12 protein-coding genes are annotated in these 12920 nt (G+C 63.3%); 6 read left to right on the forward strand and 6 right to left on the reverse strand.

Features of this window, described 5'->3' with window-relative positions; translation table 11 throughout:
• Positions 1-25 precede the first annotated feature (25 nt).
• Genes RMO57_RS07235 through RMO57_RS07245 form a run of 3 tightly spaced genes read right to left on the reverse strand, consistent with a single transcriptional unit; the run spans position 26 to position 1808 of the window.
• The gene (locus RMO57_RS07235; protein WP_310385405.1) at positions 26-391 is read right to left on the reverse strand and encodes a hypothetical protein; all 366 of its coding nucleotides are present in this window, start codon (positions 389-391) and stop codon (positions 26-28) included.
• A 51-nt stretch (positions 392-442) separates the two neighbouring features.
• Positions 443-598: a hypothetical protein gene (locus RMO57_RS07240; protein WP_310385407.1), complete on the reverse strand. Its 156-nt coding sequence runs from the start codon at positions 596-598 to the stop codon at positions 443-445.
• A 10-nt stretch (positions 599-608) separates the two neighbouring features.
• Positions 609-1808, reverse strand: coding sequence for a cation:proton antiporter (locus tag RMO57_RS07245; RefSeq protein WP_310385408.1), 1200 nt, complete (start codon positions 1806-1808; stop codon positions 609-611).
• A 235-nt stretch (positions 1809-2043) separates the two neighbouring features.
• Here RMO57_RS07245 and kynB point away from each other — a divergent pair, with 235 nt between their 5' ends.
• The 5 genes from kynB (at position 2044) to RMO57_RS07270 (ending at position 9583) form a co-directional block, all read left to right on the forward strand.
• On the forward strand, positions 2044-2667 hold the full coding sequence (kynB, locus tag RMO57_RS07250; protein WP_310385409.1) for an arylformamidase: 624 nt from the start codon (positions 2044-2046) through the stop codon (positions 2665-2667).
• 18 nt (positions 2668-2685) lie between these two features.
• Positions 2686-3984, forward strand: coding sequence for a kynureninase (gene kynU / locus RMO57_RS07255; protein ID WP_310385410.1), 1299 nt, complete (start codon positions 2686-2688; stop codon positions 3982-3984).
• On the forward strand, positions 3981-4829 hold the full coding sequence (gene kynA, locus RMO57_RS07260; protein ID WP_310385412.1) for a tryptophan 2,3-dioxygenase: 849 nt from the start codon (positions 3981-3983) through the stop codon (positions 4827-4829). The genes kynU and kynA overlap by 4 nt, the downstream gene beginning before the upstream one ends.
• Before the next feature lie 236 nt (positions 4830-5065).
• Entirely contained in the window at positions 5066-7633 is a 2568-nt protein-coding gene (locus RMO57_RS07265; RefSeq protein ID WP_310385414.1) for a sensor histidine kinase, read from the forward strand.
• A 138-nt stretch (positions 7634-7771) separates the two neighbouring features.
• On the forward strand, positions 7772-9583 hold the full coding sequence (locus RMO57_RS07270) for an aminopeptidase P family protein (RefSeq protein WP_310385416.1): 1812 nt from the start codon (positions 7772-7774) through the stop codon (positions 9581-9583).
• A 21-nt stretch (positions 9584-9604) separates the two neighbouring features.
• On the opposite strand, the gene RMO57_RS07275 is transcribed toward RMO57_RS07270, so the two are convergent.
• From RMO57_RS07275 to RMO57_RS07285, 3 genes are all read right to left on the reverse strand, one after another.
• Entirely contained in the window at positions 9605-10432 is an 828-nt protein-coding gene (locus tag RMO57_RS07275; RefSeq protein WP_310385418.1) for a LytTR family DNA-binding domain-containing protein, read from the reverse strand.
• Entirely contained in the window at positions 10429-11526 is a 1098-nt protein-coding gene (locus tag RMO57_RS07280) for a sensor histidine kinase (RefSeq protein ID WP_310385420.1), read from the reverse strand. The genes RMO57_RS07275 and RMO57_RS07280 overlap by 4 nt, the downstream gene beginning before the upstream one ends.
• Before the next feature lie 128 nt (positions 11527-11654).
• Positions 11655-11903, reverse strand: coding sequence for a hypothetical protein (locus RMO57_RS07285; protein WP_310385422.1), 249 nt, complete (start codon positions 11901-11903; stop codon positions 11655-11657).
• Between the two features lie 324 nt (positions 11904-12227).
• Between RMO57_RS07285 and RMO57_RS07290 the strand changes: the two genes are divergently transcribed.
• Positions 12228-12920: GMP reductase (locus RMO57_RS07290; protein WP_310385424.1), on the forward strand; the 693-nt coding region annotated here is incomplete at its 3' end.

Consider the following 12920-nt stretch of genomic DNA (forward strand, 5'->3'; position numbering starts at 1 on the left):
GGGGCTTTCCTGATTGCCAGCGCGATCAGTTGCAGTTGGGCAATTCGGGCTTGCCGCTGGACTTCATGCATTGCTTGTAGCCGGCGGGCAAATTATCCAATTGGCGTGACTGGCCGGTGGCCAGCTTGAACTGCTCAAAGACTTGATGGGTGCAGGTGGTGGTGCTCTTGCCATCGCCGGCTTCGACGCTCTCGCAGCGGCTGGTGAAGAGCGCGTAATGGCATTCGCCGGTCGGGCTGGCCACGCACTCGATCTTGGCCGAGCCGGGGCTGCGCACGCTCGCGCTGTCGCCGTCCTTGGTGGTGGTGATGTGGACGGCACAGCCGCTCAGAAAGGCGGCCACCACAGTGGCAAGGGCAGTCAGGCGGGCAGGCTTGGAGCGTTGGATCATGGAAGTTCCTGAAGTTGATGCGCTGCATCCTAGGCAGGCGTCCCCACGACCTCAAAGCCCTTGCGACGAGTCGACAAAATAGGCCGCCCGCCGGTAGAAACCGGGGGGCCGAATGAACGTGCGGTCGTCCATCACGAATTCGCCGTGCTTAGCGCCCTTGACCCGCAACAGGTCAACCAGGCCGGCATCACCCATGACTGCGCGCATCCCTCGCTTGCTAGCGCGAGCGCCCAAGCAAGCCCGGCAAGCGCTTCAACATCGGTGTCACGATAGGCACGGTCAGCATGGTGCTCGCCACCGCCATCAACAAGAGCGCGGTGAAGGTCTCGTTGGTGATGATCTGCTTGTCCAGCAAGATGTTGGCGAAAATAATCATGATCAGCGCCTTGGTCTGCAACAGCCAGCCGATCAGCGAGGCTTCGCCCTTCTCCCAAGCCAGCACCCGGCCGGCCATGTGAACGCCAATCAGCTTGCCGGCCACCGAGGCCAGCAGCAACCAGGCCGCGGCAACAAAAACCGCCGCGCCGCCCACGCCCCACTGCGTACGCAGGCCGGTGCTCAAGAAAAACACCGGCATGATGACCAGCAAGACGTTGTGCCGCAGGCCGTCGAGTTGCTTTTGATCGAACCAGTCGGCGTCCATGATGGCGCCGGCCAAAAACGCACCGACCATGAAATGCAGGCCCGCCCAATCGGCGCCGAACGAGCAAGCCACCAGCCAGATCAGGCTGACAAACCACCGGTCGTTCGGTGAAAGACGCTGCATCAACCAGCGGAACATGATGCCGACCACGACAAAGGCGGCAATGAAGCCGGCTTGGCGCCCGACCCGCGCCCAGTCCATCAGAATCAGCGCCAAGACGCCCCAGATCGCCACATCGTCAACGCTGGCATAACGCAGCACGCGCTGCCCCAAGGGCCGTCGCAAGACGTCCAGCTTCTCCATCAGCAAGATCAAAATAGGCAAGGCGGTGACGGCACATGCCATGCCCACGCCGACGACAAATTGCCAAGTGCGGGCCTTCTCACCCATCCAACCGGGGCTGGCCAACATGGCGATCGCTGCCACGCAACCAAAGGCCAGCGGCATGCCCAGCGCCAGACCGGCGGTTATGCCGCTCTCACGCCTGTGCTGCCAAGCGGCCTTCAGGTCCAGCTCGATGCCGGCAATCCAGACAAACAACATCACCGCCCACCAAGCGATACCGTTGAGGGACTGGATCACCGCCGGATTGAAGACAAACTCGTAATAGCCGGGAAAAGCCGCGCCCAACACGCCGGGGCCCAGCAAGATGCCGGTGATGATTTGCACCACCACCAAGGGGGCGAAGTAATCGGTGCGGAAGAGGCGCCAGATCAGGTAAGGGACGCTGAGAATGAGCAGCATCGCAATCAAAAATATTTCGGTCGTGTTCATAGGCTGGTGTTGAGCAAGCGTGCGATGGTAAAGCCTGGTGAATCCAACTTAGCTGGGTGTTTGCCCGTCAAGGCGAGATTCGAATTTCGATGTAACTCAGGGCCTCGGTGGCGCGATTGGTTTGCCAAGTGGCCGGACCAATGTTGGAATTAACCGACACCACGCCGATCTCGTCATTGCTATGGTTTGGCCCGCCACGCAAGCACCGACAAAACGCGCCAAGAAAGCCTCACGCATGAAACGAATTTGGGACATCTCTCCGCCGGTATCGGCGCAGTCGCCGATCTTCCCCGGCGATGAACCCTTCAGTTTGAAGTGGACGGCACGCCTGTCGGCTGACTGCCCGGTCAACCTCAGCGTCATCACGATGTCGCCGCATGTCGGCGCGCATGCCGATGCGCCGCTGCATTACGCCGACGGGGCGCCCAGCAGCGCCGAAGTCGCACTCGACGCCTATTTAGGCCCCTGCCGGGTGATCCACGCGATCGACTGCGGGCCGCTGATCCAGATCGAGCATTTAAGACACGCGGCGGCGCTGCTGCCGGCTCGCGTGCTGGTGCGTTGCTGCCAAACGGCTGCCACCCACTGGGATGCCAACTTCAGCGCCTTTGCGCCAGAAACCGTCGAATGGCTGGCCGGCCTGGGCGTCAAACTGATCGGCCTGGACACGCCCTCGGTTGACCCGGCCGGCAGCAAAACCTTGGCCAGCCACCAACAACTGTTGCGCCTGGACCTGCGCGTGCTGGAGAACCTGGTGCTGGACGACGTGGCCGAGGGCGACTATGAGTTGATTGCCCTGCCCCTCAAACTCAGCGGGGCCTGCGCCTCACCCGTTCGCGCGGTCTTGCGCGAACTCTGATCCCTTGGAGAACTCGACATGACCACAAGACAAGACTGCGACGTGCTGGATCAAGAAGACCCGCTGCGTGAACTGAAACACCAGTTCGACTTACCCGCCGGCACCATTTACCTGGACGGCAACTCGCTGGGCGTGTTGCCACGTGAAACTCTGGCTCGGGTCCAGCAAGTGATCCAAAAGGAATGGGGTCAGGACTTGATCCAGAGCTGGAACACGGCCGGCTGGATCGATTTGCCCGGCCGCATCGGCGACAAGATCGCGCGTCTGGTCGGCGCCGCACCGGGCGAGTTGACCGTGGCGGATTCGACCTCACTCAATCTCTACAAGGCGCTGTCGGCGGCTTTGGCGCTCGCGCGCGAGCAAGCGCCTGCGCGCAAGGTCATCGTCTCCGAGCGCAGCAACTTTCCGACCGATCTGTATATCGCCGAGAGTCTGGCCCAGCAGCTGGGCCTGCGGCTGCAGCTGGTCGATAGCGTGGAAGAAATTGCCGCCACGCTGAACGCTGATCTGGCCGTGCTGATGCTGACCGAGGTCAACTACCGCACCGGCTACAAGCACGATATGAAGGCCGTCACGGCCGCCGCTCACGCTGCAGGTGCGCTGGTGATCTGGGATTTGGCCCATTCGGCTGGCGCCGTACCCGTTGATTTGAACGGTGCCGAGGCCGACTTCGCGGTGGGCTGCGGCTACAAATACCTCAACGGCGGCCCCGGCGCGCCGGCTTTTGTATGGGCGCATGCCAAACACGCGCAGCGCTGCTGGCAGCCGCTGTCGGGCTGGCTGGGCCACGCCGCACCGTTCCAGTTCACACCCGACTACCAACCGGCTGCCGGCATCAAGCGCTTCATCTGCGGCACGCCGGCGCTGCTGTCGCTGGCGGCGCTGGAATGCGGCGTTGACACCGTGCTGGCCGCCGAAAGCATGGGCGGCATGCAGGCTGTGCGTAAAAAGTCGATCGCGTTGACCGAACTTTTCATCGAACTGGCCGAGTCGCGTTGCGCCGCTCTGGGCGTGCGCCTGGCCTCACCGCGCGACGAAAGCCAGCGCGGCAGCCAGGTCTGCTTGAGTCTGGACGCGCCGCTGCATGAGGCCGGCTACGCGGTAATTCAGGCCTTGATCGCACGCGGCGTGATCGGCGACTTCCGCGCCGGCGACCCGGCGCGGCTGGATGTTGTGCCGCATATCTTGCGCTTTGGCTTCACGCCGCTGTACATCGGTTTCGCCGACGTGTATGACGCGGTTGAACATCTGGTCCAGGTCCTGAAGACCGAAGAATGGAAGCGGCCCGAGTTCAACCGAAAGGGAGCGGTGACATGAGCTGCCCCCATCAAATCGAAAGAATTGTGGAGGAGGAAAAAGCGCAGCTGGATTTTTCCAAGGACATGAGCTACGGCGACTATCTGAAGCTCGACCAGATCCTCAGCGCCCAGCAGCCGCTGTCGCCCGAGCACAACGAAATGCTTTTCATCGTCCAGCACCAGACCTCGGAGCTGTGGATGAAGCTGATGCTGCACGAGATGCAAGCGGCGGTGGCCTGCGTGGCGCAGGATCAGCTGCCGGCCGCCTTCAAGATGCTGGCGCGGGTGTCACGCATCATGGAACAGTTGGTGCATGCCTGGGACGTGCTGGCGACGATGACGCCGCCCGAGTACAGCGCGATTCGGCCCTATTTGTCTAACAGCAGCGGCTTTCAAAGTGCGCAGTACCGACGCATCGAGTTCATGCTGGGCAACAAGAACGCCGCCATGCTCCAACCGCATGCGCACCGACCCGATTTGCTGGCCGAGGTGGACGCAGCTTGGCGCGCGCCTTCCTTGTACGACGAAGTGCTGAGGCTCATGGCCAGGCGCGGCATCAAGGTACCGGCGCAGGCGCTAGACCGTGACTGGACCCAGCCCAGGGCGATGGATGAGGGCGTCAAAGAAGCCTGGCTGAACGTTTACCGCGCGCCCGACACGCATTGGGATCTCTATCAAATGGGCGAGGAGTTGGTCGATCTGGAGGATGCCTTCCGGCTCTGGCGCTTCCGTCATGTGACGACCGTGGAGCGGGTCATCGGCTTCAAGCGCGGCACCGGCGGCACCTCGGGCGTGGGCTATCTGCGCAAGATGCTGGACGTGGTGTTGTTCCCCGAGTTGTGGGCACTCAGAACCGAGCTGTAGCCGGGCTTTGATGGCGACCCCATGTGAGTCCAATGAAGCGCTGGGGCGATACAGCTTTGCTATAAAGTCGGCAGCCGAGCCTTTGTGCGTTGGTGAGCCGAGATCATTGCCATGCTTGAAGCAGCAGGACCGATAGATTTGACGCCGACAATGACCGCCAGCAGCAACGGGTCAGGTTTTACTCGCCACTTCCAGCAGCGCGCACAGGCGCTAAAACCTGGCAGATGCGGGCCGCCATGACATCCGCTGCTGCAAAAGCGCCCACCCTGCCCGCTTGGTTAAAACGCCGTACGGCCAGCGCGGGTGTCGCCTTACTGAGCCTGGCCTTGCTGCTCTTGGCTGGCGTCTTCATCGGCCTCGAATTCCGTCAGCAGGAGTTGGCGGCCGGCCAGCAAAATGAGTTGTACGTTCGTACGCTGGACAGCGAGGTCAGGCAGACCTTGGCGGGCGCAGAAGCGGCGCTGCTCGGGCTGATGCAATCAAAAGCCGGCCAAGCTAAGGACGCCAAAGACGCGCAGGCGCAGGCCCTCAATACCGCACTGGCCGCAGCGCTCAGCAAGGTGCCGGCGGTTCGCAGTTTTTCTTTGCTGGATGCCCAGGGCCTGGTGCTGGCCAGCAGCTCGCCCGGCAATGTCGGGCGAAGTGTGTCGCTGAGTCAATTGCAGTTGCAGGGCCAGGCCCTGCCGGCAGGATTGGGCCGCTTGCTGGCAGGGCGGGACCTGGCTGATTTGAACGACTTGCGTCGAGCGCTGGCCCCGCTGCCTGCGACGCCGTCCAGCCCCTCGCTGCCACTGACGTTGCCACTGATGTTGCCACTGACCCTGGCACAGCACACCGAGCAGGGGCCGCGGTTCTGGGTTGCCGTCTTGAAGCCCGAACACTTCGCCGCCAGGCTGGACCGGTTGCTGGAGGGTCAGGGCCAAAATGCCGCGTTGCTGAGCCTGGACGGCCAGTTGATTGCCGCCAACCAAGGCCGTCAGTGGGAGCCGGAAAAGCTGGCCAACAACCATCTCGTTTTCAAAGCCGCGCTGCCGCATCGGCAGCGCGGCAGCTACAGCGCAACGGGCTTGTTTAATGCGCAAAAACTTGGGGGGCAAGAACTTGAGGGGCAAGATTCAGGGGGTGGCAGCGGCGCGAGCAGTATGGGCAGCTTTCTGCACGTCACGGGTCAGCCGCTGGTCCTGCTGGTCGAGCTACCGACCCAGCAACTTTGGGCGCGGATGCTCGGCTACGCACAAGCCATTTTGCTGATGACCTTGTTGGGTCTGGCCCTGATGGTCGCACTCGGCGCGACGGCGTGGCGGGGACTGGGCGCCTATGAGCAGGCCAAACGTGAGTTGCTCGCGGCGCACCAAAGTCTGGCGGCCAAAGAACGCGAGCAAAGCCTGTTGATCCAGAACGTGCAGGAGTTGATGTTTCACACCGACGCCAACGGCGTTTTGCAATTCATCAACCAAGCCAACTTCCTAGGCGCGGGGAATTCCCAGCCCTATCTGGGTCAGCCCTTTGAGCGCTTGATCGACGCGCGGGACCAGGCCAAAGCGCGCGGGCTGTTTCAACGGACGACCGGTTTTTTGAATCTGCCGGTGATTTTGCGTTTGGTGGCCCAAGATGGCCACCAGCGGGTGCTGGAGGTCGTGGTCACTGCGGTCCAACCCACGGAAGTCGCTGTGGCCGGCTTCGTCGGTTTTGGGCTGGACGTGACCGAACGCGAGGATGCTCGGCAGCGGCTGCAGTCCCAGCTCGACTTCACCGCCCGGCTGATTGATGTCTGCCCCATCCCCATTTTTGCCAAGGACCACGCGCTGCGCTTTGTGATGGTCAACCAGGCCTGGAGCGATATGACGGGGCTAGACAAAGACCTGGCCTTGGGCCGCAAACTGAGTGAGTTGCGGCCGGCGAGCCTGGCCGCCGCGGTCGAGTTGCAGGACGCGCGGCTGCTGGCTCAAGGCGGCAGCGAGCACATCGAGATCCGTGAGCGCGGGCGCGACTTCCTGACGCACCGGGCGGTCTTCACCGATGCCAGCGGCGCAATCGCCGGTTTGCTGGGCAGCGCCATCGACATCAGCCGTTTCGTTGAGGCCGAACGCCAGATTGGCGAGGCCCGTGACGCCGCCGAACGTGCCAACAGCATCAAGACCGAGTTCGTCGCCAATATGAGCCATGAGCTGCGCACACCATTGCAAAGCATCATCGGCTTTTCGGAGCTGGGCGTGAACCGCAGCGGCGACCATGCCCGCTTGCAGGACATGTTTGCGCGCATCCACAGCTCGGGCCAGCGGATGCTGGAGTTGGTCAACAACCTGCTTGACCTCTCGCGCCTCGAAAGCACGATTGGCCAGTTGATCTTGACCGAACAAGAGCTGGCGCCGCTGATCACGGCCGTGGTCGATGAGCATGCCGGCGCCGCCGACAAGCGCTCGATCCGGTTGAGTTTGGCAATGCCCGCGCAAGCCCTGAGGGCGGCGGTCGACGCAGGGCGCCTGCAACAGGCACTGCGCAATGTGCTCGACAACGCGTTGCGCTTGGCGCCAGCGGCCAGCCAGGTCACCGTGCAGCTTGACCAGGATGGCGCCCAGCTGTGCATCAGCGTGCACGACTTGGGCCCCGGCATTCCGCCGGCCGAGCTAGAGAGCATCTTCACCCCCTTTGCGCAAAGCTCGCAGACCAAGCAGGGCGCCGGCGGCACCGGTCTGGGCCTGGCGGTGTGCCGCAAGATCATGGTGGCCCATGGCGGCGGCGTCACGGCCAGCAACCATGTCGGAGGCGGCGCCGTCTTCGAGCTGCGCCTGCCGATCAGCTGAACCTAGGTCAAACGGCCGGCACCTCTACAATTCTTGTCAGCCCAAGGGCTAACAGCGCCCACCAGCGCCCACCAGCACCCACCAGCATCAAGCGCCCACACTGCCTACCCGGCAATGGCGCCCGCGGAGACAAAATCCATGGATACCCGAACTTCTGAAGTGACTGTGCGCATCGAGCAACTGCGCGACGCCATGCGAGCTCTCGGCGTGCACGCCTGCTTGGTGCCGTCCAGCGACCCCCACTTGTCCGAGTACCTGCCCGAACGCTGGCAGGCCCGGCAATGGCTGTCCGGATTTACCGGCTCGGTCGGCACCTTGGTGGTCACCTTGGAGCGTGCCGCGGTGTTTGCCGACAGCCGCTATTGGACGCAGGCGGCCGCCGAGTTGAGCCACACCGGCATTGCCTTGGAAAAGATCCCGACCGCTGCGGCCACCCATTACCTTGACTGGATTACGGCCCAATTGCTACCCGGTCAAAGCCTGGCCGTGGACGGCCAGATTCTCGGTCTGGCGCTGGCGCAGCAATTGAGCAGCGCGCTGCAGCGTGCCGGCATCCAGCTGCGCACCGATCTTGACTTGATAGAACGCATCTGGCCAGCACGGCCGGGCCTGCCGGCCGGCAAGATCTATGAGCATCTGCCGCCGCAAGCGGTGGTATCCCGGGCCGAAAAGTTGGCCGATGTGCGTGCGGCGATGGCACGGCTCGGCGCCAGCCACCACTTCATCTCCAGCGTTGACGACAGCGCCTGGCTGTTCAATTTGCGCGGCGCCGACGTTGACTACAACCCGGTCTTCATGGCCCACACCCTGCTCAGCGCCGATGCGGCGACCTTGTTTGTCGGCGACGGCAAGATCGACGCCGCGCTGCAAGCCCGCCTGAGCGCCGACGGCGTGCAGCTGGCGCCTTACGGCGCGGCCGCCGCGGCGCTGGCCGCCCTGCCTGCCGGTGCGCGTGTGCTGATGGATCCTAAGCGCGTCACCCTGGGTCTGCGCGAGGCGGTGCCGGCGCAAGCGGCGGTGCTGGAAGCGATCAATCCCAGCACGCTGGCCAAGAGCCGCAAGACCCTGGCCGAGGCGGCCTTTGTGCGCGAGGCGATGGTGCAAGACGGCGCGGCGATGTGCGAGTTCTATGCCTGGTTTGAGCAGGCTATGGAGCGCGGGGAGCGCCTGACCGAACTGAGCGTGGATGAACATTTGAGCGCCGCGCGCGCTCGTCGGCCCGGTTTTGTGGGCCTGAGCTTCCCCACCATCGCTGGCTTCAATGCCAACGGCGCGATGCCCCATTACCGCGCCACCGCCGCCTCGCACGCCGTGATTGAAGGCAATGGCCTGCTCTTGATCGACTCCGGCGGCCAATACCTGGGCGGCACCACCGACATCACCCGGGTCTGGCCGATCGGCACGGTGTCTGCCGAGCAAAAGCGCGACTACACGCTGGTGCTGAAGGGCACGCTGGCCTTGTCAAGTGCCTGCTTCCCGCGCGGCACGCTCAGCCCGATGCTGGACGCTCTGGCGCGCGCGCCGATGTGGGCCCATGGCCTGGACTATGGCCACGGCACCGGCCATGGTGTCGGTTACTTCATGAATGTGCATGAGGGCCCGCAGACCATCTCCAAGGCCGTGCCCGACGCCAATATGGCGATGGAGATCGGCATGATCACCTCGATCGAACCTGGCATTTACCGGCCCGGCAAATGGGGCGTGCGGATCGAGAATCTGGTGCTCAATGTGGCGTTGGTCACGCCCGAGCACAACCAGTTCGGCGAGATGCTGGCCTTCGAGACCTTGACGCTGTGCCCAATCGACACCCGCTGCATTGACATTGGCCTGCTGGGCGTTGAGAACGTCGCTTGGCTGAACCGCTATCACGCGGTGGTGCGTGAACGGCTAACGCCCTTGGTGAGCGGGGCCGGGCTGACCTGGCTGCAGCTGCGCACGCGGGCGATTTGAGCGCAGCGCTGATTGCATTGATCACATCTGCCGGAACACATGCAGATAGCTGCGGCTGACGGGCAGCACTTCGGTGCGGCCCTTCAGGTGCACATCGGCGGTCTCGTTCAAGCCGCGCGTGACATGGCTGATCGCATGCAGATTGACGACCACCGAGCGATGCACCTGCACAAAGCGGCTTGGGTCCAGCTGATCCATCAGCTCGCGTATCGGCGTGCGGATCAGCGCCTCGCCTTCGCTCCAGGCCACCAAGGTGTACTTCTCATCCGAGCGCAGATAGACAATGTCATCGACCGGAATCAGCTTCAGCGTCGCCCCCACCGAGGCCCGTATCCATTGCAAATACTTGGGCGCAGGAGCCGCACCGCCCACGGATGTCGAAACTGGCTGGGTCTGCTGACCCAGTCGGTCAAGCAATTGGGCAATCACCGCCTCCAAGGCTTGCGTCGGCAAGGCCGCACCGGCTTGGCGCTCATGCAGCCTCGTTTTCAAGCGCGCCACCGTGTCATCCAACCTGGCCTCGTCAAGCGGTTTGACCAAGTAATCCAAGGCGCCCTGCTCGAAGGCCTGTACGGCATAGGCCTCGTAAGCGGTCACAAATACGATCTGGGCCCGCCGGGCCAGTTGACGCGCCGCCTCGATGCCGTTCAGGCCAGGCATATGCACGTCCAGGAAAACAATGTCAGGCTGCAGCTGATCGAACATCTCGAGCGCCTCGCGGCCATTGCGAGCCTGCCCTAATAGGAGCAGTTCGGGCCACGCGGCAGCCAAATTGCGCGCCAGGCTGTCGCGCAACAGCGGTTCATCATCCGCGATCAGCGCGGTCGGTCGGTTCAAGGCAGTATTCATGGCAAAAATTGCAGTTCGGCACGCAGGCCATGGGGCGAATTCTCGGTCAGATCAAGCCGCGCGCTGGCGCCGTAGAACATCTTCAGGCGCTCACGCAGATTGCGCAGACCGGTGCCCGCAGAGCTGCTTTGCGTCAGGCCAACGCCGGTGTCACTGACCGATACCCGCACCGGTGAACCCGCGGCGGAGCTTGCGGCCGACACCTCAATCACCCCTCCCTCTTCGCTCGGGTCGATGCCGTGCCGAATCGCATTCTCGACCAGGGTCAGCAAGGCCATCGGCGGAAACCGCAAGAGGCGCAGATCATCCGGCACATCGACGCTAAAGCTGAGCCGATCGGGCATGCGCAGATGCATCAATTCCAGATACGAGCGCACCAAGATCAACTCGTCCTCCAGCGTGGCGGCCTCGTTGTGCAACCTGGGCATCGCAGCGCGCAAATAGGCGATCAAGCTGCGCAACACCGGCGCCGCCTGGGGTGAACCGGTCTCCACCAGGGCGCGCACATTGGCCAGCGTGTTGAACAAAAAATGGGGCTCGATCTGGGCCTGCAGCAGGTGCAGCCGCGCATCCAGCGCCTGGCGCTCCAGCTCACTGCGTTCCAGCTCGAAGGCAAGCGCCTGGCTGCGTGCCTCCGCGTCACGGTGACGGTACAGCGCGCCCATCGCCAACAGCGGACCGACCACCAGCCCCGAGCCCGCGATCAAGATAAAGCCGGAGATGCGGCGCGGGTTCTCCAGCAGCGAACCGATGTCACCGCCCACCACCACCAGGTAGACCAGCACGGTCGCAAGCGGCACGGTCAGGCCGACCACCACCACCTGCAGCAGCCAGCGCGCCAGCCATCTGGGCAAGCGCCGCGGCCATTGGCCGGCGGCGGAAAATGCCAACAAGGCCAGCAGTCCAATCACCAAGGTTCGGCCCAGCAGCTCTGGCAGCGGGGTCACGAAGATCGGGCTGAGCAGGAGCGCGGCCAGGGCCGACAAGCCCAGCGAAAGGCCCAGCCGCGTCGGCGTCAGGTAGGCAATAAAGCCCTGCCAAGCCTGCGCATGGCTGGGCAGCGGCGGCCGCGGTGAGGAAGAAAGGGTCAGCATGGCGCAAGCGTAACGGCCGGCGCGCCACGCTCCAAGACTTTGCCGGCCTCAAAGCGATGAGTGGCGGATATGCGACCTCGGGCCGCGACTCAAGGCAGGCTCAGCCGCATTTTTGCCACCGTCAGCACTCAAGCCAATGCGCCGACCCTGCACATCACCACATCACGCCCCGCATTGATCGCAAACCGCAAGGCCTCAGCAGGCGAGGACCAGCAAAACCCGCCGGCCAGATTCTCGTCCCGGTAGGCCTCCAGGCGCGGCTGCCCCTCCCGCATCCGAATCACCACCACGGCGGCCACGTAGCCATAGGCATGGATGCGGTCCACAGCGCCCGCGTAGATCCGGTAGTCACCGGCATCAACTTCGTCAAAATACATGATTGGCTCCAACAACGCAGTCGTTTGCCTGCGCCTGATAGCGACTATCGCTTCCAACCCGTTGGGGGGATGGCCAAAAAAATGAGGCCCCCGAAAGAGGGGCTTGCCAAGCCGGTGTCAGCCTTTGGCGCGCACTAGCCGCGTAGAATCGGTCACCGGGCCCAAATATTGGCGCCCGGTTTTTCGTGGCACCCACCATCCTTGCCGATGGCCTCGTGGTTGCGTGATCGAAGCACCGGACGTCCAAGTCAAGCGCTCGCAGCCCCAGGTGTGCACTGCATGAACGCACACCCAAACTTGCGACCCTGGCAACATCAATCCACTATGGAAATCTTTGACTACGACAACATCCTGCTGCTGCCGCGCAAATGCCGCGTCGAGAGCCGCAGTGAATGCGACACCTCGGTCCAGTTCGGACCGCGCCGCTTCAAACTGCCGGCCGTGCCGGCGAATATGAAGACGGTGGTGGACGAAAACATCACCGAATATTTGGCCAGCAACGGCTATTTCTACGTCATGCACCGCTTTGACCTCGACACCGTGGCTTACGCCAAATCGATGCGCGACAAGGGCTTGTTCGTGTCGGTCAGCTCCGGCGTGCAGGCGGCCGACTACGCGGTGATTGATCGATTGGTCACTGAAGGCGTCGGCGCCGACTACATCACCATCGACATCGCCCATGGCCATGCCGACAGCGTGCAGCGCATGATCGCGCACATCAAAAACAAATTGCCCGACAGCTTCGTGATCGCCGGCAATGTCGGCACGCCCGAAGGTGTGATTGACCTGGAAAACTGGGGCGCCGACGCGACCAAGGTCGGCGTGGGCCCGGGCAAGGTCTGCATCACGAAGCTGAAAACCGGCTTCGGCACCGGCGGCTGGCAGCTCTCGGCCTTGAAGTGGTGCGCGCGCGTGGCCACCAAGCCGATCATTGCCGACGGCGGCATCCGCGACCACGGCGACATCGCCAAGAGCGTGCGCTTCGGCGCGGCGATGGTGATGATCGGCTCGCTGTTC

Source organism: Roseateles sp. (genome assembly GCF_031397715.1).
Lineage (GTDB): Bacteria > Pseudomonadota > Gammaproteobacteria > Burkholderiales > Burkholderiaceae_C > Paucibacter_A.